We start from the raw sequence: 23,977 nt of genomic DNA, 5'->3' as shown, positions 1-23,977 counted from the left end.
TTGCACTTAACTTGACTATTCAAGGTATAAAAAAAGGGCAGTAGATTTTAATCTACCACCACAGATTATACAGAACCGGAACTGCATGCTTGCGTTCCATTTTTTATTTTCAAGAATTGTTGCTGTTTCTCAACAGCCACGATTTCATTCAGAAGCTAGCCCTTCTGTTATTCTAATTCGAGTTCAATTTCTTCCACGGCAGCAGTCTCAGCCTTTGCTTTTTTGCTCACTTTTTTATCAGTCTTTTTATCTTCGGCTTCTTCGCTTTCTTTTTTCTCACTGCCTTCAATCAAACCATATTTTTGACGTACTTGACGGTCAATTTCATTGAAAATATCTGGATTGTCCTTAAGAAAAGCCTTTGCTTTTTCTGCGCCTTGACCGATTTTTTCGTCATTATAAGAGAACCAAGCACCTGCTTTTTTAACAATGCCCTCCTCAACAGCTATTGTCAAAAGTTCACCTGTTTTTGAGATTCCCTCACCAAACATGATGTCAACTACAGCTACTTTAAATGGTGGCGCAACCTTGTTTTTTACAACCTTGATTTTCGTTGACTTACCAATAGCCGTTTTATTGTCCCCAGAACCTTCCTCGATTTTTGTACTTCCACGTACATCTAGGCGTACAGAAGCATAGAACTTGAGCGCACGCCCTCCCGGTGTTGTTTCTGGGCTTCCAAACATAACACCAACTTTTTCACGCAATTGGTTGATGAAAATAGCTGTTGTCTTTGTCTTGTTAATGCCTGCAGCAAGCTTACGCATAGCTTGGCTCATCATACGAGCTTGTAAGCCGACTGTAGAATCTCCAATTTCTCCATCAATTTCGGCCCGAGGTGTCAAAGCAGCTACTGAGTCAACAACAACAAGATCAACAGCGCCTGACTCAATCAATTTTTCCGCAATCTGCAGGCCTTGTTCACCATAATCAGGTTGTGATAAAAGAAGCTGATCGATATCTACGCCAATAGCTGCTGCATAAACGGGATCCAAGGCATGCTCGGCATCAATAAAGGCTGCAATACCGCCTTCGGCTTGCACTTGAGCAACTGCATGAAGAGCAACGGTTGTTTTACCAGAACTTTCTGGACCATAGATTTCGATGATACGTCCTTTGGGATATCCCCCAGCTCCCAGCGCAATATCAAGCGCTAAACTCCCCGAGCTTGTCACTTGAACTTTTTGACTGGCAGCCTCTCCCAAACGCATCAAAGAGCCTTTCCCAAAGTCCTTTTCGATAAGATCAAGGGCCTCTTTCAATGCCTTTTCACGCTCTGCACCATATTTTTTTGTAATATCTTCTAATTTTTTCTTTTTCTTTGTAGCCATTACTTTCTCCGTTAATCTTTTTGCTCTTTATATTATAGCATTTTTCATTTTGTTTGAAACTGATTGCATCCCATAATCTTACACGTAAAAATCTTGAATTTTCACTTTATTTTTTGACAATGTGGGCAAAAATGTGAGCCGCGGCCTGCAACCTTTATTTTTTCGATTTCGGCTTTATGGCAGCGGGGGCAAATTTCCCCTTGCTTACCATAAACCATAAGGAGTTCCTGCATGCTCCCTTCTTTCCCCATCGCATTTTTATAAGTGCGGATGCTAGAACCCCCACGTTCCACTGCTGTCTGTAATACTTCAATCGTCTTATCATGAATAAGATGAATTTGTTTTGCACTTAGCTCTGAACTCACTGTTTCTGGATGTACCTGTGACCGCCAGAGCACTTCATCCACATAAATATTTCCTAGACCAGCAACCAAAGTTTGGTCTAATAAATAAGGCTTAATCTTCTTTTGCGATTGATGCAGTTTTTTTGAAAAGAGGGTCTCATCAAAATCTTCCGTTCTGGGCTCAGGGCCAATCTTTTTCGATATAAAATAGTGCTCAACTTCTCCAGAATCTAGCAGCTCCCATGTCCCAAACTTCCGCACATCTGCATAAACAAGTACTGCATCCGAAAATCTCACAAAGATATGGTCATGTTTCTGACTTTCAAAATCTAGAGGTTCAACACGATACTTCCCCTCCATGCGCAGATGAGAAATTAGCGTCCATTGTCCAAAGTCAAATAACAAATATTTACCTCGTCGCTTAATAGCTTTAATTTCCCGTCCTTCAAGTTCTTTTTTTAACTCCTCAAATCCCGTCAGAACCATTCTTGGATAAGAGCTCTCAATACTGAGGATTTTTTTGTTTTTCACCAGCTTTTCCAAGCCTTGCCTAACGTTTTCGACTTCTGGTAATTCAGGCATCTTCTCTAGCATCCTATCTTGTTGTTAAAGTTGTTTCATCCAGATATATTTCATCACAAAATATTGAACACTTCAATATTATATCCTATTTCTAACTCTAAATCAATATATAATATTGGTTTTTTCGATATTATGGCATGAGAAAAACAAGTTACTCCAGAACTTTTACTTGTCTTTATAAGGCCTTTTCTAGAAGACGATTAATAAACAGGCTGCTTAAACCTAATCTAAGACTGGATATACCTGAAAGATGACTAGGAAAATCCATCGCGAGAAGTAACTTCACCTCCGCTTTTAACGATTCGCTCGAGTGCCCAGTGATTAATATGGTCGAGATTTCTCGTTTTTTAAGGCTGTATAAAGCGTTCCGGACCGCTGAAGATTTCGCATGTGCTGAGAAAAAAATCACTAGGGATTGACTGGAAAGCCTTTTAAATACTGTCATCGTAAGTTCTGAAGCAGAAGAAATGCGAAGGCGAGAAGAAGGATAGCCCTTTTTCAAGAGGAGATAAGAAAAGAGCTCCATTAAAATGTACTGACTCTCTGAAGAAGCACAAAGATAAATGGGTGAGGAAGACTTGATCAGCTCATTAAACCCCACCAATAAGCCTTTCGTCAACATACTGTCTATACCTTGCACAGTCTCCCCCAAGTCAAAATCAGCCTGCCCTACTTCCACATGTGGCAAAGACCAATCAAGAGAATACTTGAAATCAGAAACGCCCTTAAACCCTAATTTTTGAATAAAGCGTAAAAGTGAGGACTTGGAGGTGTAAATGCGCTCTGCCATCTGGGTTAGGCTGAGATTAGGAATGTCTCTTTGATGCTCAATCAAAGCATGATAAGTTTGTTTTTCGTTGTCAGATAAATCGTTCAAATATGGTCCAATAACTTCCTCTAATGTTGCCAAGACATCCTCCTTTTATAGCAGCTTTATGTTGTTTTAAAAACTCTTTTGTCTATATTCGTTTTCATTATAACATTTAACTCTATAAATAAAAAAAGGAGCTGGAAGAAAACCAGCACAAAAAACGCTCAACTGCAGTATTCTTATGCCCCAGTAAAGATTTAAACTCAATTAGGCAAGGTTCTAGCTTGAAATCAATTTCACCAGAGATGAAAAATGATCTTTTTGAAAAACAGCGTTCGTCTATCAACTGCTTAAAAAGATAATTTCTCATTATTAGGCTCACACACAAAAACTGCTTTTTAACTCCTTTGAGATGAAATTTTAAAGGTCAAAGACGTTTTATGCGTGTAAGGCGAGGAGAATTGACAAACAAATCAGAAATTTTAGCCCAAACGGTGAAGGCTGTTGTTGGAGAGCTGCTCTATGGCGTGCTCTCCCAAAAATTTAAGACAAATCCCAAAAGATTGGGAAAAGCTGTCAAACTCAGCAAATACTCTATATTTTCTATTCAAATTTTTTTATACTAAGTGTAAAAAAGAAAGGATAAAAGTTAATGGACAAGCTTCACTTGGAACAACTCTATAACTTCCGAGATTTTGGAGGTTATGAAACGACAGAGGGAAGGAGACTTAAGAAAGGAATTTTATACCGCTCAGATGAACTCAGTCACCTGACAGAAAAAGACAGACAAACGCTGCAAAAGTTAAATATAAAAAGTGTCATTGACTATCGAAGCCCCAAAGAACGTCAAGGGAATGAAAACAAAGACTTCGGACAGAAAAAAACTTTTTATCTGACGCCCATCGCGGATATAGCAGCCTTAGCTTCTGCAGAATATGGGGAAATCGATATGGCTGACCAAAGTAAGTTAACACCTGACTTGGTCGAGTTTTTAATGATTAAGCAAAACCATGCCTTTGTAACTGATTCGCACTGTAAAATGGTTTATAAAAGTATGATAGAGATTTATTTAAACCCTGATAATGGAAAAATCGTTCAACACTGCCGAGGCGGAAAAGATCGGACAGGATACGGCGTTGCCCTCCTGCAAGGCTTGCTTGGCGTAGCAAAAAAAGATATCCTCAAAGACTATCTTTTAACTAACCTCTATAAGAAAGATAAAAATCAGCAGAGTCTTGAAAAAATTAAGGAAGAAACGGGAAATCCCTCGCTGGTAAAAGCCATAAGTTATTTTAAAAAAGCGGACACAAGGTTTCTGGGAGCAGCCCTAAATTATATCGAGGCTCACTATCAAAGCATTGAAAACTATGCAAAAAAAGAACTTTCAATTACGGAAAAGCAAATTCAGTATCTCAAGGAAAGATACTTAGAAAGCAGCGAGAGACTTTAAAAATGAGTAATGTTGTAAAGAAGATGAATCAAAAGAAATACGATAAAATCAAACAGGTCTTTGCCATGACGGCAGGGAAAATGTCCAGTAATTTATACATGCGTACAATCTCCGAGGCAATGATGGGAATGATGCCAATCATGATGATTAGTTCTGCTGCCTCTTTACTCAATGCCATCGATTTTTGGGGCATCAAGCCCTTCTTCCAAAGTATCGGTCTGACCAAATTCTTTGAACAAATCAATGCCATGACCATTAGCATTGTAGCTGTTTATGTTGCGCTACTCGTTTCTTATAAACTGGCAACAAATCTAAAGCACGAGCCGCTAAATGCTACAGTTGTTGGAACCCTGTCCTTTTTTATCCTAAGCAACTTGTCCGCTGAGGATAAAACACAGTTTTTAAATCTCGTGGATTTAGGCTATGCTGGTATATTTGTTGCGATGATTGGTGGACTAGTCGGGACACGCCTATATATCTTTTTTATGGAGAAAAAATTAACAATTAAAATGCCTGACTCCGTTCCGCCAGTGGTTCAAAAAACCTTTGAATCCATTCTGCCCGGAATACTAGTAGCCACAGTAATGGGAGGAATTTTTCTTCTTGTTTCTCTTACCGCACAGGGCAGCATGATCAACTTAATCAATGACCTCTTGCAAAAACCGCTTCTCTCCTTGGGCTCAAATATTTTTGCCGTCATGTTTATCGTCGCCTTTATCGAACTTATCTGGTTCTTTGGTATTCACGGTGTACTTGCGGTTTATCCTGTCCTTATGATGGTTTATCAACAACCGCAAATGGCTAACCTCGAAGCCTATAGCACTGGGCAAGCACTCCCCTTCTTATTCACTACAGGTTTTATTCTAAATAACCGAGGAGCCAGAAGCTTTGCGGTCGCCTTGCTTGCAATCTTCAAGTGTAAATCTGAACAACTCAAATCAGTTGGTAAACTTGCCGTCATTCCTTCTATGTTTGGGATATCTGAACCTGTAAAATTTGGACTGCCACAGATTATGAATATCCGAATGCTTATCCCCTTAATGCTGACACCTGCTGTCTCTGTCTTTTCTGCATGGCTCTTGACAGTCATCGGCTTTCTCCCCTATCAAAATGGTGTCAACCTTCCAACAGGCTTTCCGATTATTTTCGGTGGTTTCCTCACAAATGGTTGGCAAGGTATTGTTGCCCAGCTGGTACAACTGATTCTTTGTATCCTCATCTATATCCCTTTCATGAAATCACAGGACCTTGCATATCTGGAAGAAGAAAAGGCAGTATTCGAGCCCCAAAACAAGCAATGATGCTAAAATTTTGGAAATTAAAAATGCAAAGATTTAGCTTCATAAAATATTGAAGCCACTTCCACAAAACTTGCCATTCAACATTGAAGCCTATTAGAGTTAAAGCATTACGACGAGGAAAATCAAAAACGATATTCCTTTGATTTTGACCTAATAAGGCGCTTAGGAAAAGGCCTACAGAACTTGCCGGTCAGGATGAGCGCCTTTTAGGAGCAGGGGAGAGGCAGGCATTATGACGAGGAAAATCAAAAACGATATTTTTTTGATTTTAATCTAATAAGGCGCTTAGGCAAGGTCCTATAGGACCTGCCGGCCAGGATGAGCGCCTTTTAGGAGCAGGGGAGAGGCAGGCATTATGACGGTTAAAATCAAAAACAATATTTTTTTGATTTTAACCTAATAAGGCGTTTAGGCAAGCTCCTATAGGACTTGCCGGCCAGAATTAGCTCCTTTTAGGAGCAATTCTGGCAGCGCATTAAAAAAGCAGCTCCTAAGAGCCAACTTTTACATATAGTCTTCTTTTCTATAACCAAAGTCGGACAAATCCATCTTACGGTCGCGCCAGTCATTTTTTACCTTAACCCAAGTCTCAAGATAAACCTTATCTCCCAGCATCAACTCAATATCACGGCGGGCCAGTTTCCCAATCTTACGAATCATGTCCCCGCCTTTGCCGAGAATAATTCCTTTTTGGCTCTTACGCTCGACAATGATCGTCGCCATGATATGAATTTTTCCAGTTTCTTCGTCACGCTTCATTAAGTCTGTAGTTACTGCAATACTGTGCGGTACTTCTTCACGTGTTAGGAGCAAGATTTTTTCACGAATCATTTCGCTGACCAAGAAACGTTCTGGATGATCGGTTACCATATCTTCTGGAAAGTACTGTGGGCCTTCCTCAAGCTTGGCACTTAATATTTCCAGCAAACGCTCTGTATTATTTCCTTGAAGGGCAGAAATAGGAACAACTTCAGCAAAATCCATTTGTGAAGTATAGTCTGCAACAGTCTCGAAAAGGGCATCTGGATGAACTTTATCAATTTTGTTCACCACGAGGATGACTGGAACCTCTGCTTTTTTCAAACGTTCAATAATCATGTTTTCACCTGTAGAACGCGGTTCATCCGCCGCGACCATGAAAAGAACCACATCACATTCACGCAAGGTAGAATAAGCAGACTGCACCATAAAATCACCCAAGGCATTATGCGGCTTGTGAATACCTGGCGTATCGATGAAAACAATCTGCTCCTTGTCTGTCGTATAAATGCCTTGAATCTTATTACGTGTCGTTTGTGGCTTGTCACTCATAATGGCAATTTTTTGTCCCATTACATGGTTTAAAAATGTTGATTTACCAACATTTGGTCGACCTAAAATCGCTACAAATCCTGATTTAAATGTATTATTTGTCATAGAGCTATTCTATCATAATTCCCCTATTTATTCTCCTTGTACTTTATCTATAGCGGCAGCAAATGATAAAAAATATTTATCTTTTCCCCATAAAAAAGGTGATGCATGCGCAATAAATATTTCAAATGAATCACTATTCATCTCTCATGTTAAACAATTCTTTACTAAAAAAAGAATTTTTACCGCTTGTAACATTCAGCTAAAAATATGATAATGTCATTGAAGATAACTTTTAAAGAGAGGAGAAAACATGGAGAAAGCAAAATTTTTTAGTGCTGGTCCAATATGTGACCCTGTATGGCTTTGGTGTACACTCGTATCTACAAGACCAAACGTGTGATTCTACTGAACTTTATCGGACTACAGTATCTTGGAAATTATTGTTTTTTTATAAACTGAAACTTTAAAATTAAGCCTTAATTTTACTAAAACAGGAAAAGAGAAAAAATATGGAAAAAGCAAAATTCTTTACCCCTATCGGGACTAACTGCTCTGACCGCTGGAGCTGGTGTCCCTCCTCTAATTCTTATAATTCTTACAGTTTCTAGTTTTCTTAAATTGAAAACCGCAGTTCTACCTGCATGTGCTATTTGACAGCACACGCACTCGAATAGATGTGGATGAACAACTAGAAAGTCAATACTGCGCTGAAGCTGTTTGAATCTAGATGGTCTGTCTGCAAGTATAACTAAATAGGAAAGGAGAAAATTATGGAAAAAGCTAAGTTTCTTGGTCTTGTTGGAATCAAATGCCCTATCGGATACGTCTGGTGCACAGCTGTGAGTATCTAGAGAGGGTACTCTTTGTGTTTACCCTATCTAAGAGTACGGTCTATTAATTTAAGGAGTCATCTGAATACACTTGATGCTAGCCAAGCTTGAAAGAAAGAATCTGTAATACAAAGTAGAGACTTGATTACTTTCATCTAGGGGTGTACAAACAAAAAAACACTTAACCACAACATTATTACATGTATGGTTAAGCGTTTTTTGTTTTCAGAACTTTTGTTCCACTTTCTTTTCTGTACCTTAAGACCTGCTTCCTCTGCTTTCTTTATAGAGAAGATAGGCGATACGCAAGCTCACCAACCCTAAAGCAACAGCTGTGATAGTCAGTGTATCTCCAACATCAGGCAAGCGGTTGTTCGTGCTTGGTGCATCTGGCGTTTCGCTCGGAGGTTCAGTCATACCAACATAAGTGTTTTGAATGGCAAAACCTTCTTGAACATTGCCTGTTACTTCAGCCCTGTAACCATTCACAGGAAGCTCCCTTATTTGATAGTCAACTTCTCGTCCTTCTGAGTCATAACGAGGCAAATTCTGGAATAATGTTTGCCATTCCGTACTTGCTGTAAGCTGTCTCCGGCTAATCTCTCTGTCTCCTACCATAAGTTGAACGATGATAGCATCCGGCTGCAAATCTGCTGTCAATTCTTTATGATCCCAGAGCTTTTTCACTGGTATATTAACCGTTTCAGTGAGTAGGGCTGACTTGTCAAAAGCATTGACAAAGACAGGAAGCAGTCCTTCAACCCGATCACCATTTTTAGTTAACCATTGCTCTGCCAAAACAAGTAAACCGTCTTGACCTTGTTCCACCCTGACAAACCATTTGTACTCTGCATTGTCATAAGTCCACCCTAGGCTACTGCCTCGTGTCTCATGAACAGTAAATTCAAAGGTTCCAGGACGGTCAAAAGAAACTTCTGGAAAATGTACACGACCACTGTTGATAATATGCACCACATGGCTGCCCGGATTCATGATAAATTCAAAGGTTTCATCATTCGGGCTAGTATCCCCAGTAATCTGTTTTTCAACCTCTAAGCTTACTTGAACAGGGTCCACCCAGACATTATGAAGGTTGATGTTTTCAGGGGTCGTTTTTGCGTCCCATCCTGGAATCGGCACTTCACGAATGCGATACTGAATTTCTTCGCCATTATCGTCAAACTTTGGCAAACCTTCAAAAGTATAGGTCCAGTTTGGTCCTTCAACGTTCAGCTGTCGAACAACGAAATCACCTTGCAAGAGCTGAATGGTGATATGTCGAGGCGTTTGGACACCTTCAGGCATTTCCCAAGTTTTGACTCCCGATAACTGAATGGTTTCATGAACATAACGGTTGGTTTGACGCACATGAATATTTTGCCCAACGTGCTCCAGTTCAACACTTCCTGTCCCGTTACTGATACCCTCTTGAACAAAGCCAGAACCGAAACTATCCTGTTCAACAACTCGCCAATGGTCACCTAATTCAAGAGCGATTGGTGCTGAGCTTTGCCCGCTACGCAAACGAATCACCTCGTCTTGTCTAACCCCATTAATATAAAGATCAAACAGAAACTCGTGATTGGTGTCATATCCCACACCCAAAACGTTTTTTTCGATAATCAACTGAGCTGAACCACGAGGCACCTCACGGTTGACAAAGACATAATGTGAAGCACCACCGTTTATCGTTGTTCCTCTCACTTCTTCAAGCATTTCGAAGAAGTCATCGCTTGGTATCTCACGGATGGTATAGGCTAGTCCCGGAGGCAGGTCTGCAAAGGCAACTGTTTGACCATGCCTTAAGCGTATAGTGTCACCAGATACAAAGTTTTGCAACTCACCCCCTACACCGTCTTCGATGATACGGTATTGGAAAACATGAGCTTCGCTCGGTTCAAAAGTCACTTCAAACTCAAATTCTCGTTCACGTAATATCTCATCATCTGATGAAAGAACTTGCTTTTCAAAAGAGAGAACTGCTGGTGTTGGTTCAACACCACCCACCTGATAACTGTTGACAAAGTGATGCCTATTTGGCGCATCTTGAACGATACTTCCTTGGACAACTTCCGTTCCCGAAACAAAGCCTGCAGTTTCCAATTCACGAATCTGGTAAGAGGCTCCTACTGGCAGGTCATGAATGGTAAGAACTTCATCATGACGGAGCGTGACTGTATCGCCATTCGACACCGTGCCTTCACGTATATCCCCATCATTTCCTGGATCTTCATCAATCTGGTAACGGTTAGTCGTATACCGAAAAGCTGCATCCTCTGGTACATTTGAAAATTGAAGTTCAAATCTAAAGTCAATGGTTCTTTGTTCATCTGTAACAGCTGAGCCGTCTGAGTTCACAACTTCTTTTTCCAAAATAAGATTCCCCAACCGTGTCATATCTCGGTTAGTAAAGGCTGCAATCGATGGTTCAGAGTGAATGTTCCCTGATGAGTTATTTGCCTGACCATGCTGGAAGTCAATTTCTTCCACAATGTAATGAACACCGATGGGAATACCCGTAAACACAGCACGCTGCCCATGACGGAGCTGTAAAGTTTCTCCTGACTCAAGCTCGTGGTGCTCTCCTTGACCATTAATTTGGTAACGGTAAGTCCCGCCATCTGAGAAAGTGACACGAAACTCAAAAAGCTGTGCCCGCTGCTCCTCCGTTAGCTCACGACCATCATCATTGACTAAGGTCTTTTCGATAATCAAATCGCCAGCCAAACGCTGATTATAGGCTGTAACGATAGGAACTTCATTATTACTTTCAGCACTAACGGTAAAGTCATATCGACGAATCGGCTGCTGCTCTCCATCTAGTTCCGGTGCAAAACCATAAGGTAGGCGAACCTCTTGGAAAAAGTAGCGCCCCGGTGGCAAAGACACTGTGATTCGCCCTTCTTGATCCGTAGTGAAGGTTGTCTGAATTTGCTCTGGATTTTCTGGATCTTGGTCTGGAATTCTAAACAATAGGAAATCCGCACCAGGTACGGGAACCTCCGTTCGATTTCCCTCTACATCAATCTCTAGCTTAAGTAAATGGACAGGACGTTCCGCACTTCTGGCTTGACCAAGATTTAGCGCACTTTGCCTGCCACTGTTCCAAGCCAAGGTACCCGTAATCCCTGTCACCAGCATCGTTAATAAAAGCGCAGAAAGGAGAACACGACTTCTCACTGTTAATTTGCTTAAAATGTGTTTAAGTCTATTCAAGTCGAGTACTCCTTTCCACATGGTTGGCTTGACTTCTAAACATTTTTCTACCCGTACATATCCTGAATTGTCTGAATGATACTTTGACCATTAGCCGTATTAAGACTGGCGGCCATGTCTTCTGTCCAAAACTCTTCCAGATAGGCTGGATCATTGATTGAAAATTGCCCTATGGCATGAATTTGATAAGAACCTTCGCCTTTTAGCGTACTGAGCGCAGGCTGAGCAACTTTACTGTCCAAGAGGAAGCTCGTCGCTTGTCCGCCAAGTAAAAGGTCTGCCCAATAAGCCCAGCCCGTTTCTTGATCAATTACCCAGAAATGCCCGACACGATCACTTGCTCGCAAGGCTTGCCATTGAGCAAAAGTCATTGGTGGGCGTTCCTGTTCAAGCACTTGGCGTGTCTCATGCTGTTCGGGTGATTCTGGTGGTCCCATAATAGAGGCATCAAACATACCTTCCGTCCAGTAATTAGCCGTCCCCTCACCGGGATGAGTGGCTCCGCCAGTTTCTACATCAATACCTGCACCAGCAGTTGCCGTCCGTATCGAGTTTGAATCCAAATTAAAGGTAGGCATGAACCACGGACGATTCGTTCCATGAGTGGCTTGACCTAACTGCAAGTGAAAATAAGCATTAATCGGTGCATTGCTGCCAATGCGTGTGCCCAGTGCTTCTGTCCCTCCTGGTGATGCACTTGCTTCAGGTCCAGGAATCCATGTGGGCCAAGTCATCGGATCGTTTATGTCAATGCTTCCCTCTTGAACCAGCGAAACACCATTCTGAGTAAACAGTTCTGTAAATTTCACCCGGGCAAGGAGTGCCTCACTTCCAAAATTTTCCACAAAAACGTCTTTGTTACCTGATACATCATCAAAATAATCGTGGACCCGTCCCCCATATTCAAGAGAGGGCTCACCTTCAAGCATATTCAACGCACGTTGGGCGATATCTGTGTAGGCAAAAGTCCCACCAATCAAGACTAAGCTCACAACTGAAACACAAAATGCAATAAAAGTTTTGGTGCTTTTTTTCATAAGTTTGCTTCTCTATTCTTTAATTCTATGGGGGAGCAAGGGGAGCTTCCCCAAGCAGGCTGGCACCTCTTGGCAATGGTTTACTGAACCGTTCAGTTTCCCTCAGTTGATAATATTGTTCAGCAAGTCACTCGCAGAAGCTGTCACTCCTTGCCAAGTGTCTAAATCTTCTGCTGTAGCTAAGTCCGACTCTACATGCATGCCATAAAAAGTTTCTCTATCGGAAAAATTAACCTCTAAAACATCCAGTAAAAGACTGGTCGCCGAATTTGCCGGCACCCATGTTGCCCAATAGAGCCAGCCGTCATTATCATGCACCCAGAAATTCCCCATTGGACGCCCTAAAGCAATCCAATCGTTCATCGTCATATAGCCACCATGTTGTGATTGGACCGTTGCCTGAGCGGTATGGGTCACATCAGAAGTCAAAACTTCTTCTCCGTTTCTCACATCCCAAGTACGTAAGGTTGAAGTATGAGTTTGTCCCAAGCTCCACTGGTCATGTGTCCCTGGCATGGAAATGCCTAGGTTGGTGTTATAGGCCCCTGTCAATGTTTCAAGACCGCGACCAGTTGTGTTTGACTCTTGACTTTGGTTGTTTTGATTAAAGGTTGGCATGAAAATTTTTGGCCGGCTGTTGTCATCTCCAAGATGGAGCGTAACATAATCACGCAAACTTGAAATAGTCGTTGCATCCGAAAGATAACCACCAGGTCGAACAACGGCCCATGAGTTATGATTAGCAAGAGTTGCATTTTCTAAGCCTGCACCACTCAAAGGAGTTGCATGATTGTTTTCAGCCAATCCAGCACCAGCTCCCACCTCCATATATTCACTGAGACGAACACGAGCCAGAATATTTTCCGAGGAGTAATTTTCCACGTAGATATCCTTGTTGGTGCGTCCCTGTTGACGCGTAAGGTGATTCAAGCCTTCAAAGTCATCATGCAAACGTCCACCAGGAAGTTCCTCAAAACGCGTTTCATTAACCGCACGTTGACTGATTGATGTCCACGTAAAAGTCCCTGCTGAAGTGATGCTCAAAACAAGCAGCAGCAAGATAGGAATAATGTACCTTTTTTTAAAAGTTATTCTTGAGAGAAAGTTAAACTGCTTCATGGGACAGCACCTTTCTTTCATTTGACTTGCGACGCTTGGTCCTACTCTTTGGTTTGGTTCTTCGAGGTGTACTTCTGCTTCCTCTGCCATGTCTCCGTCTTAAGATGAGGAAAGTGAGCATTTCATGAAGCACAAGCATAAAGACAAGCATCAGGATAACTGAAACAATCAAATGCTCACGCACAAATTGTACAATCCGTCCAAGTGGATAACTCGAAAAAATCACCCTGCCAACAACATTACTGGCATGGACTATCTCAGTATCTGCACGTTCATTGTCCACTCCTTTTGTGACAAAGCCACGTTCACGTGTACGTAGATAATCTTCTTCAATACCAACAATTCGGTGTGTAACCGTACGATTGGCTTCAGTCACAAAAGTGATGTCATCACCTATATCAAGGCTGTTAGGATCTGTCTGACGTGTCAAAAGAAAAGTGCCCTTAGGATAAACGCTCTGCATCGAGTGAGAAAGGACTGTCATCGGTGAAAATCCTGCAAGATTTATCGGTTTGTCGTTCTCATTCTGCAAAATCACTTGAGATTCTAAGAAAACTAGAAGTACAATGATAACCAAATAGAAAATCGTGTTACCCAAAAGTCCCGCAGCTTTAGACTGGGGTTTAAGTTTAAATCTACCCTTGGAAGCTTGTCGCCCCTTTTTAGGCTCTTCATGATCCAAAGTCGACTTATTCTCGCCATAAAACTCAGAGCGCGGCGCTGTAGAAACCGTCAACTTATTGACAACGATTGTTGGATAGTGCTTGGCTTCCTTAGGCTGTGCATAGTAGTATTTGTAAGTTTCTTCTTGTGTTGAAACTTCCTCAGTTGGTACTTTATGGCTGACTTTCTGCTCTTGAGAAAGAGAGGGCTCTTTCTCAACTTCATGAGAAAACACTTCTTTCTTGACTTTTTTTGCTGATCTGCTTGGCTCTTGTACTACAGAATGGGCAGAAATCACGGGCTGTGCTTTTTCTTTAGACTTTGGCGGAAGAACAATCGCTGGACCATTGGTTCGCGAAGAAGGGTATTGAACATCTATTCGCTTTTTAAAAGACCCTGTAGCTCTAGGCGCTTCTTGCTGAGATTCTTCAAGGCGTGACTCAGTAGCGAGTATTCTTGCCCTTATCTTATCTTGAATGGCCTGAATATCTTCTGGAAAGTCACAAGCGGCAGTCGCAAAGTCCTCGCCACCACTAAGATCATGATAGATAACCTTTTCTACAGGCTCTTTTTCTTTCTGAGTTTTGTTCATACCCCCTCCTTTCTAGTCAAAATGGACCACATCAGACCCTTTATAAACAAAAAATTACTAATACATATATTTTGTGTCTTTATTTTACTTTTGTTACATATAGTTTATGAACTCATTATATCAAAAAAGCTTTACATTAAAAAATAATAAGTATTTCCCGCGGTTTTCTTATTCTAAACTTGCAAAGGAAAGATTATTTGTAGACATGCTGAATATATGGCGGGCTGTGAGGGCAAGTCTTTCTGAAATTTTACTGCTAAAGCGTACTCTGAAAATCTCTTTCGGAGCTGTCAAATTACAAAATAATGCAGTACTGGGGATTGCTTGCTATTTTCAGGTTTACCAGAGATTATTTCCATAAAATTAGAAGAGTCCATCACAAACAGAAACGATTTTGGCACATGATATATAGATCATCCTAGGTAAGTGGTATGAAATGACAACGGAAAAAAGAGGAGTTTATATGATATTTCTAAAGATTTTTCTGAAAAAAGCAGCATTCTACTCTTGATAGCATTGTCCATGATGCCGATTCGATAAAATAAAAAAACAGATGGAACTGGAAAATTTGTTTACGAAAATCATCCTAAAAATATTGGATTGACTAACCTTAACACAAGACACTAGCCTGCTTAGAGCAATTTATTTAGACCTTCTCATTAATGTGATGTGTGATGGATGGGCAAATCGTGAGGCTGCAAAAGTAGAGGATGAAAAAAGCACTCCCAGCTAGTATGCGCTATACGATACAGCAGGGGTGCTTAACTCTGTTCTTCAATTGTTTTACTCCAAGGAACAATATCCCTAGTTTTTCAGGTATAAAATCTCACTCACAATCTCAAACCCATTTTTTTCATAAACAGCAATGGCGCGGTGATTGTCTTTGACCACGCTCAGCTGAAAAGGCAAGGTGTTACGCTGATTTAAATCCGTCATCATTAAACTAATAGCAGCTGTGCCGATACCTTGGTTTTGATTTTCAGGGCGTACAGCTAAGCCGAAAAAATAATTAGATAGCTCTTCATAGCTAATGGCAGCTGAACCAACTATTTGCTCCTTCATTCTGAAAATGTATTGAATAATCTGAGGGTCTTTGATGCTTTCTTCAGCATATCGCCGCGCTTCTTCTAATCTTTCATCAAATACATTTGCCTGAAACAAGGCAATTTCCTCAATGTCTTGAGACGTCGCTTCTTTTACTTCTAAGTCCTGATTCTCAATTGGCTTACCCGGTTGATTTTCCGCGTTCATCAGTAATTCTCTCTCATCATCAATCGAGAATTTATCCAGTAGCCAAGTGTTTTTTTCAAGAAAAGCATGTTCAGTTTTATAGAGGCAGGATTGGATACGATATTTTTCCAACTGCTGTTTTGCTTGGGCGATTAAAGCTGATGCAACTCTCTTTTGCCGATGATCAGGATGAACATAAACAAACAATGTCGCTTCATCTGGATTATCTGCATCAATAAAAATAAAGCCAATCAACTGGTCATCTTCGTACCCTAGGTAGAAAGCCTCCATATCCGGATAGACGTTGAATTGATTAGACAAATACGCCGACCGAAATGTTCCATCATATTGATGAACACTCCTCTCCAACCCTCTAACCGCTTGTTTCTCCTCTTCCGTTAAGACTGTTTTTGTTTCTATAAACATGAGTCCTCCCCCTAATCTTTGATAAAGAAGTCCAATGCTTCTACTCACATCTAAAAAATATTTTTCACACTTCCCTAACCATTCAATAAAGTAAGTGTTTTCTATACAAAAAAACTGAGACCTTTTCGACGGGCCCAGCTCCTTGTGAGATAAGGCTCTCACTGCCGTTCGTTGTAACTATTATAGCATTTCAGCATTTTTTGTCAATTGCTCGATTTTTCTTAAACATTTAAAATTTTTCAGCGACACATATAGAAGATTGCCGTTACAATATAAATATCGCTTGTAATTCAAATAAATGTCATGCTTGGCAAAATGCTAGGCCCCAGTCAGGGCAAAACTTAGCATTTAGAAAACCATTTTTGATGTCAATACAGCTGTCGGGTTTCAAGCCCAAAGTTATTCAATATCTTCAAATCCATGTAAAAAAGCAGTACAAAGAGTTTGTGTAGGCCCAAGGAGTTATGTAACTCTCGGACTGCTTCCTAGTATCAGTCTGACTCTTTTTCTAAAATTCCCTTAATCCCTTCATCCCAGTGATGAAGGGAGAAGAAAACTAACTTTATCTAAAGCCCTCAAACAAAAAAGCTTAACCATATGTATAAGAATACAGGGGTTAAGTTTTTTTGATATATTTTTGTCTCAGAGATTTTATAAATCATTCCAAAACATCTTCTTGACTAAGCTTCACAGATGTTACGACTTGTCTCTCGTTTCTTTTCTGTACTTTTCTTAGTCTAAATCGCCAGACCCCGCTGCTTCTACAGAGTTTTTTTATCACTTCCTTCTAGCCAGACTGTCCCCTGTCCCTCAAGATACTCCACTGCATCGCGGACGGTATTTATAGGTACAATGGACATGTCTGAATGCAGCCATTCTGCTGTATTCTTTGCCTGAATGTAGTTGTTACTGTTCTGGGTCGTTCCATCATCATAAACAAAAAATACATCCATCTCCTGACGTTCAGCAGCAATCACCTTTTGCCTGATGCCCCCGACAGGCCAGACTGCACCACCAAGTGCTATTGAAGCACTTCCTGTCACTTTGCGTCCCTGAGTCAGATCTCTTCCTGCTAGCTTGCTATAAATATCCAAAGTAAAGAGCAAACCACCGGAAGGACCACTAACTTCTCCAACATTGATACTGACATGCGGTTCACTGAGCAGCCGTGTTTTTTCTACCAGAGTCACACCTATACCTGTCGCACCATTATCCAGCTTGATATAGCTTCCCTCCGCTGCCTGCTCAACTTTTTCTCCATTTACCTCACGTTGATACTGGAGCTTGACTGGCGCACCCACTTCTTGTTTTTTAATGTACTCATACATCTCCTCACTACTTTCAAAGCTTTGCCCATCTACATGGGTAATCAAGTCTAATGAAAGCTTGAACTACTTGCTAGGTCTGTAACATAGGCTCCACCATACTCAAAATCTATCGGTTTTCTTGCAAGACGAAATGCTTCCCATATCGCGATGTTCTCCGACACACGCATCTGCATCTGGCTGATGATCTCGTCCTGCTGTCTTTTTGATAATGCTTGCTCTCTTGAATTAGCAGGATGAATGTCTGCGTATCGGTCAAAGATATTATAGATAAGAAGACTAACATTGGCAGGCGCAGTTTTTACTGTAGGCAGATAGAAACCTCCATCAGCTTTTACAGGCGCCTTGTGTCCCGAAACCTCAATGCTTTCGTTCAGAGGCTTAACACCACCTGGAATTTCGATACGATAGGGGAGTGGAAAGATGAGGAATACTGCTAGGAGTATTAAGGCGATTATCTTAATAAAAGTCTTTAACTTTTTAGGCAGATTCTTTTTCATAGGGCCTTTCTTCCTCTTGTCTTAGCAGGTCATTTTCACTTGCTCCTACTAACATGTAAAAGACAGAACATCTAAAAAAGAGAAGTTGCCCAGAAAAATATTTTTCAGTGCGCTTCCTCTCTCTTTTTATCTGTCTTTCATACTGCTTATGGTTGCGGTGTGTGTTGATTTTCAAGATGTGCCACGATAGCTTGTGCTGCCGTAGTATCATCTTCTGGAGCAGCAAGGAATTGATCTAAATCATCAAAGGAAACAAACTCACCGATGACATGGATGCTGTATCTCCAATCATGTTCAGATGCCCCTGGGAAATTGGCAGCCAAGTTATCATTAAATTCAGGTGTCTGAGCAATATCATCAAGAAGATAAGGTGTTGCCTCACCAGACTCTAGTGGCATTGCAAAGTAAGCCCAGCCACTTTCTTGGTCAATAATCCATGCTTGACCAACTCCGCGTGCTGGAACCGAGAGACTCAACCATTGTTGAGCTGTAAGTGGCGCACGGTCTTGTGTTAATACTGGTGTTGCTGTATGAGTATCACCAGTTTCTTCCCCTACTGGTCGGATAGAATTGGCTGTGTTACCTGTCTGCCAGAAGCCTTCTGTCCCATCTCCTGGGTGTGTTACACCATCGATGAGGAAGTCACGCGCATCCCCTGCTGCAGCTGTCTGGAAGTTATTTGGGTCCAGATTAAAGGTTGGCATGAAATACATGGTCATCCCTGGGACGCGATCCATTCCCAAGTTCCAGTTCCAGTAATCATTGAAAAGTGAACTGCGAGGACCTTGACGGTCATCTGTTGCATCTGTACCACCTGTTGCTGGACCTGGGATAAATGTTGTCCAAGTGTTCGAGTCATCAGGATCAACTGTTGGGTCAGCATCAACAGGCTGCCCTGCAACTTCCATATACTCTTTCAACTTGATACGAACAAATAGTGTATCTTGGCCGTAGTTTTCAGCAAAGATATCCTTGTTGCCAGAGTCACGGTCAAACTGGTCGTGGATACGTCCACCATGTTCTGGGACACGTTGCCCCTCAATATCATTCAAGGCACGTTGGCTAAATGACGTCCAAGCAAATGTACCCGCCAAGAGTAGAGCTGCACCCGCGGCTACAACAGGCCACAGTTTTCTTTTCGATGTTTTGTTTTTCATAAACACTCCTTATGTTTAGTAATTTTTTACTTTATTTTTTATGGTCTGACTTCGTCAGATATGCTATGCGTTTCGTTTTTATCAAAACGCCTTTTCTTTTTCCGGCCTTTGGCTGGTTTGCGTCCCTCTCTTTCTCCCAGTGCTTCATGGTTGCCTTGCTTTTTCTCACGGTGTACATGGAAGAAGGATAGGATATACTTGATTAGAACATCTAGGAAGACAAGGAAGAGAACAAAGGTTACAAAGGCCAACAGCATGTTCTCACGGATAAAGCTCAATATATGACCAATCAATGCACTGGAGAAGATAACCTTACCTATCACGTTTCGCGCATGGACAATCTCACTGTCAATCTGCCTATTGTTCACACCTTTGGTTTCAAAGCCACGCTGACCTGTCGACAGATGGTTTTCTCGGATACCTACGATACGGTGAGTGACCGTCCTCCCTTGCTCTGTGATGAAGGTGATATCATCACCAACTGCCAGAGATTGATGATCTACATCTCGCGTCATCAGAAAGTCACCACGAGCGTAAACGTCTCGCATACTGTCCGAAAGGACAATCATGGGAGAAAAGCCCGCAATGTTTCGAGGTGTCGTATCTTCAGATTGCGAGATAACAGCAGACTCGATAAAGATGAAAAGTGCTGTTAAGACGATATAGAAGATAATATTCCCCACCCATTTCCCTTTACCGGTTTTGGTTTCTTGAGGAATCACAAGAGGCTGAGTACTCCTCTGTCTTTCTTGCTCCTCCTTCTGAGCTTCCAACTGCTCTTGAAAAGCTTGCATCTGCAGTTGCAGAGTATTCTGCATCATGAGTAAAGTTTCTTCTTGCGGCAGCTCTGAAGTTTGTGGCAAGGGTTGAGCATAGTCCCCAGACGGCGGTGCCCGTCTCTGTGTGAGCTCTGCTGCTCGTTGAGCTGCAGCTTCAGCCTCTTTTTTGAGATCGTCAATTGTTTCTTGGGTAAAAGAAAAGCTGTTAGACCTTGGTGACTCGACCGCTGCTTCATGCGCCAGTTGAGTAACAGCCGTTTCCGAAAACTTCCCCCTTTCAGCCGGCTTATTTTTTAGCGCCTCAATCGTATTTTTCATTTTATGTGTCATTATAAAGTTTCCTCTTTTTGAACTTAATGGAGTAGATAACGTTAAATTCATGTTATTAAAATTACAAATGGATAAAATAGATTTCTATAATTTCTATATATTGCACTTTCTTTATAAAAACATTATATCAGAAATTTGTAAGAAACAAAAATTTAATAAGAAATTCATGTGGATTTTATGAATTTTCTAAAGTGAGAACAAGAAAAAAGTAGCCCCTAAGACTACTTTATTTAAGTGTTAATCCCAGTCCCCTGTTTCAAATTTCACGATATCTCCTGTATAGACATCAATGTAAAACTCATGAGTGAGACCATCTCTTCCACGGTATTCAAGTTCCCAAACGCGTGTGCCCGCTTCGCGCTCAATGCCAGAATGATTTCGGAAACTTGCATCAATATTACGGGACTGCAAATGCCTTTCGGCAATCTCGCGTGCCTCATCTAGACTGATCTGCCTTCTCTGCTGATTACCTTCTGGACCTTGTTCTGGTGCTGGTGCTGGTGCTCGCTCTTCCTCCGACGGCGGGGCTTGTGTTGGTGGACGATTTCTCTCCCTCTCCCTATCCTCTATCTGTCGCGGCGGCCCCTGCTGATGAGTAGTAAGCTGCTGCCGCTCTTGCCACTCCTCAATAAAGTCAAGCGCTATATACAAGCTTCCCAATAGTAAGACTACTGCAGCAGCAATAGATGCAATAATAATCCAAAATCGACGTTTATCCCTATCCATTTCTATACTCCTTCCTGTTACCTTTAATTAGAAAAAATTAAATCTCTTTCTTACCTATATTGTAACAGAATGTTACAATTAAGAAAAAAAGAGATACAAATCCGCACATAAAAAGTTTCATTTAAGAGATAAAATAGAGATAAATACCTTTATATTCCGCAATATTTATAAAAAATACTTACTTAAAAAGAATTTTTTCTCCCTTGAAACTTTCTATAAAAAACATGATAATGTTCTTGCATAGGCAATATTTGTTTTTTATAGAAAGGAGAAAGGATGAAAGAAGCTAAACTCTTCCCGCTCATCGTTAGTGGATGTGTTCCTGGTGGAGTATGGTGTCAAATGAAGTCCCTAGTATAAATCTTTAAAAGAAGATTATACTCCTACATTCCCTACGGCAGATACTTAGCTTTTGATGTTTTGCATGTTACTTCCCCTTAAAGTAAGAAAGCTTTACTTAAGCTAGCTTATCTGCTGTCATTGCCTTAAGCTCAAAAGAGAACTAAGCAAATTGCTTAGTTCTCTTATTTTTTTCTTTCTTGCACTGTAAAGTTAGAAGAGCAGTACTCGTAGAACCAAAGAACATTTTTGCTCTTGAAATCCAAAAGAGCCTCTATCAAATGCAAATTGGAAAGTTGTTCCCAAGGATAAGCCAGAGAGTCTTTTGACAGTTGTAGCGATAAGCATCACCAGATATCCACCTAATCTTTACCTAAAAGTCAAGAGACTTGATAAATCTGCTCTTTATCTCGGTGAGAGGTAAGCATATTGAGAGTCAGTTTTGATGAATATTGGTTTCAAACTTCCTAATCTAACAGGTGTTTGTCCATCTGGAAAAAACAGTTATAAGAAAGAAATACAACACTTCCAGCTTTCCCTCCTATTTTTAAAGACTTCAATCTAACACCATTAGCGATTTCAGTTTTTCTTTCTATATACAAAATGTCCCCCTAGCTACTAAAGGGAACATCTGATACTTAAAGACTTTTCACTGGTTCAAGAATTTTAAAAAACCACGGTAAGATGCTTTTTCGGTTATTTATCACCACGGTTTCGCATCACAAAGCCGGTTTGCTTTTCGCTACCCTGTGTTTTAGGTTTACGGTCTTTTTTGTAATATTCTCGTTTTTTATCGTCACGATCGCGCCAGTTGCGTTTCTTATCGTCAGCTTTACCACGGTAGCCACCTTTGCCACTGCGATTGTTACTCCGATCACGCCCGTAACGGCTTCCTCCTTTTCCGCCTTTAGCTTTACCCTTAAAGCCTTTGTTTTCCCCGTTAAATGGCAATGGACGCTCTGCTGTGATTTGGACTTCTGGCATCGTGTCTGGATCCTTCACACGGCTTTGAATAAGCATTGCAACGAGTTCTTTAACATCGTAATCTGCCATCAGTTGCTCTGCATCTGCATCAAACTTGCTTAACTTATCTTTGAGATTTTCCTCTTGTAGGTCACGTTTAATCTCATCCATAGCCACAGAAAGGCTGGCTTGATAAGCATCTTCTTTTGTTGGTGGACGCATACCCTTCATCTCTTTTTTCGTCAACTTTTCAATAGCACGAAGATAGCCCATTTCGTTGTAGCTGACGAAGGTTACAGAACGACCTGACTTACCAGCACGGCCTGTACGTCCAATACGGTGGACATAGCTTTCTTGATCCTGAGTGATATCATAGTTGTAAACGTGAGTAACCCCTGAGATATCAAGACCACGCGCTGCAACGTCAGTTGCAACCAAAATATCCAAATGTCCACCTTTAAAGTCACGTAAAACACGTAAACGTTTATTTTGATCTAGGTCCCCATGAATGCCTTCTGCACGATAGCCACGTAATTTCAAACCACGTGTGATTTCATCTACACGGCGTTTTGTACGCCCAAATACAATTGCAAGTTCTGGACGTTCAACATCAAGCAAACGCGTCAAGACATCAAATTTTTCAAACTCTTTTGTCTTGATAAAGTATTGGTCAATGCGATCCGCAGTCATTTCTTTAGCAGCCACCTTGACGTGTTCAGGATTTTTCATGAATTTCACACCAATTTTTTTGATGTCATTTGGCATTGTTGCTGAAAAAAGCAAAGTTTGACGTTCTGCTGGCGTTTTTCCGATGATGAACTCAATGTCATCAAGAAAGCCCATGTTGAGCATTTCATCTGCTTCATCAAGGATTAGTGTTTCAAGATGTGATAGGTCAAGTGCTTTACGCTTAAGCAAATCAACCATACGTCCTGGTGTACCAACAACGATATGGGCACCTGAGCGCAAGGCCTTGATTTGTTTTTCAATGCTTGAACCACCAAACACTGTACGTACTTTAAGCCCTTTAGATTTGCCAAAACGGAAGAGTTCTTCCTGGCCTTGCACAGCAAGTTCGCGTGTTGGTGCAACAACAAGGGCTTGGATGGCCTTGTTGTCTGGATTAATTTTCTCGATAGTTGGGAGGCCAAAAGCGGCTGTTTTCCCTGTTCCTGTCTGAGCTTGACCAAGAATGTCACGTCCTGAGAGCGCTAACTGGATAGTTTGCTCCTGGATGGGCGTTGGCTGCTCATAACCGATAGCTATAAGAGTCTCGACAATGCCTTCTGAAAGGCCTAGTTCGTTGAATTTCAATTGTTTCACCTATAATTTTCTAAATTTGCCCTTGGCAAATATGACGACCAAGCTCGAAAGCTCAGTTACAGGCGAAAAAATATTTGTCTTAACTCGCCTGAATATATAACTTGACTATTATATCATACTTTTAAAAATGTAAATGCTTACCATCTTTTCTTTTTTAAATTTTTTTGAAAGTAAAGGAAGAAAACAAAAAAAGCCCCAAAGGGCTCGACTTGTATCGGAAAAGTGGCTCTGTCAACTCTGCGGTGGT

17 protein-coding genes are annotated in these 23,977 nt (G+C 41.1%); 2 read left to right on the top strand and 15 right to left on the bottom strand.

Translation table 11 applies throughout. The features are described from left to right. Nucleotides 1–167: 167 nt before the first annotated feature. The 3 genes from recA to B4H39_RS05210 all read right to left on the bottom strand — a co-directional run bounded on the left by recA (nucleotide 168) and on the right by B4H39_RS05210 (nucleotide 3,167). Nucleotides 168–1,331 carry a recombinase RecA gene (gene recA, locus B4H39_RS05220; protein WP_202230440.1) on the bottom strand — a complete coding sequence of 388 codons (1,164 nt, stop codon included), beginning with the start codon at nucleotides 1,329–1,331 and terminating at the stop codon, nucleotides 168–170. Between the two features lie 101 nt (nucleotides 1,332–1,432). After that, on the bottom strand, nucleotides 1,433–2,257 hold the full coding sequence (gene mutM / locus B4H39_RS05215) for a DNA-formamidopyrimidine glycosylase (protein ID WP_251423399.1): 825 nt from the start codon (nucleotides 2,255–2,257) through the stop codon (nucleotides 1,433–1,435). Nucleotides 2,258–2,432: 175 nt separating this feature from the next. Further along, the gene (locus B4H39_RS05210; protein WP_251423396.1) at nucleotides 2,433–3,167 is read right to left on the bottom strand and encodes a MurR/RpiR family transcriptional regulator; all 735 of its coding nucleotides are present in this window, start codon (nucleotides 3,165–3,167) and stop codon (nucleotides 2,433–2,435) included. A 553-nt stretch (nucleotides 3,168–3,720) separates the two neighbouring features. Between B4H39_RS05210 and B4H39_RS05205 the strand changes: the two genes are divergently transcribed. Beyond that, a complete protein-coding gene (locus B4H39_RS05205) occupies nucleotides 3,721–4,518 on the top strand; it encodes a tyrosine-protein phosphatase (RefSeq protein ID WP_202230443.1) in 798 nt (265 codons plus the stop codon). Nucleotides 4,519–4,520: 2 nt separating this feature from the next. Continuing rightward, complete coding sequence (locus B4H39_RS05200) at nucleotides 4,521–5,819, top strand: PTS sugar transporter subunit IIC (RefSeq protein ID WP_251423393.1); 1,299 nt, start codon at nucleotides 4,521–4,523, stop codon at nucleotides 5,817–5,819. Nucleotides 5,820–6,323: 504 nt separating this feature from the next. On the opposite strand, the gene era is transcribed toward B4H39_RS05200, so the two are convergent. The 12 genes from era to B4H39_RS05140 form a co-directional block, all read right to left on the bottom strand. Continuing rightward, nucleotides 6,324–7,235: a GTPase Era gene (gene era, locus B4H39_RS05195; RefSeq protein ID WP_202230445.1), complete on the bottom strand. Its 912-nt coding sequence runs from the start codon at nucleotides 7,233–7,235 to the stop codon at nucleotides 6,324–6,326. A 1,028-nt stretch (nucleotides 7,236–8,263) separates the two neighbouring features. After that, nucleotides 8,264–11,221 carry a DUF7601 domain-containing protein gene (locus B4H39_RS05190; protein WP_251423390.1) on the bottom strand — a complete coding sequence of 986 codons (2,958 nt, stop codon included), beginning with the start codon at nucleotides 11,219–11,221 and terminating at the stop codon, nucleotides 8,264–8,266. A 47-nt stretch (nucleotides 11,222–11,268) separates the two neighbouring features. After that, a complete protein-coding gene (locus B4H39_RS05185; protein ID WP_251423387.1) occupies nucleotides 11,269–12,258 on the bottom strand; it encodes a hypothetical protein in 990 nt (329 codons plus the stop codon). Between the two features lie 102 nt (nucleotides 12,259–12,360). After that, nucleotides 12,361–13,377: a hypothetical protein gene (locus B4H39_RS05180; RefSeq protein ID WP_251423385.1), complete on the bottom strand. Its 1,017-nt coding sequence runs from the start codon at nucleotides 13,375–13,377 to the stop codon at nucleotides 12,361–12,363. After that, nucleotides 13,364–14,632, bottom strand: a complete 1,269-nt coding sequence (locus B4H39_RS05175; protein ID WP_251423382.1) for a signal peptidase I — start codon at nucleotides 14,630–14,632, stop codon at nucleotides 13,364–13,366. The genes B4H39_RS05180 and B4H39_RS05175 overlap by 14 nt, the downstream gene beginning before the upstream one ends. 804 nt (nucleotides 14,633–15,436) lie before the next feature. Continuing rightward, complete coding sequence (locus B4H39_RS05170; protein WP_251423380.1) at nucleotides 15,437–16,288, bottom strand: GNAT family N-acetyltransferase; 852 nt, start codon at nucleotides 16,286–16,288, stop codon at nucleotides 15,437–15,439. 761 nt (nucleotides 16,289–17,049) lie between these two features. Beyond that, the gene (locus tag B4H39_RS05165; protein WP_286927533.1) at nucleotides 17,050–17,661 is read right to left on the bottom strand and encodes a S16 family serine protease; all 612 of its coding nucleotides are present in this window, start codon (nucleotides 17,659–17,661) and stop codon (nucleotides 17,050–17,052) included. A gap of 2 nt (nucleotides 17,662–17,663) precedes the next feature. Next, entirely contained in the window at nucleotides 17,664–18,113 is a 450-nt protein-coding gene (locus B4H39_RS05160) for a hypothetical protein (protein ID WP_251423374.1), read from the bottom strand. 146 nt (nucleotides 18,114–18,259) lie between these two features. Then, nucleotides 18,260–19,270 (bottom strand): hypothetical protein, encoded by a 1,011-nt coding sequence (locus tag B4H39_RS05155; protein ID WP_251423370.1) that lies wholly within the window; start codon nucleotides 19,268–19,270, stop codon nucleotides 18,260–18,262. A gap of 38 nt (nucleotides 19,271–19,308) precedes the next feature. Further along, nucleotides 19,309–20,379, bottom strand: coding sequence for a signal peptidase I (locus tag B4H39_RS05150; RefSeq protein ID WP_251423368.1), 1,071 nt, complete (start codon nucleotides 20,377–20,379; stop codon nucleotides 19,309–19,311). Between the two features lie 237 nt (nucleotides 20,380–20,616). Then, nucleotides 20,617–21,105 carry a PepSY domain-containing protein gene (locus B4H39_RS05145; protein WP_251423365.1) on the bottom strand — a complete coding sequence of 163 codons (489 nt, stop codon included), beginning with the start codon at nucleotides 21,103–21,105 and terminating at the stop codon, nucleotides 20,617–20,619. A gap of 1,035 nt (nucleotides 21,106–22,140) precedes the next feature. Beyond that, nucleotides 22,141–23,721, bottom strand: a complete 1,581-nt coding sequence (locus B4H39_RS05140) for a DEAD/DEAH box helicase (RefSeq protein ID WP_251423362.1) — start codon at nucleotides 23,719–23,721, stop codon at nucleotides 22,141–22,143. Between the last annotated feature and the right edge of the window lie 256 nt (nucleotides 23,722–23,977).

The sequence above is a fragment of the Lactococcus sp. UBA7128 genome (assembly GCF_002492185.1).
GTDB lineage: Bacteria > Bacillota > Bacilli > Lactobacillales > Streptococcaceae > Lactococcus > Lactococcus muris.
This window is presented reverse-complemented; position numbering and strand designations above follow the sequence as displayed.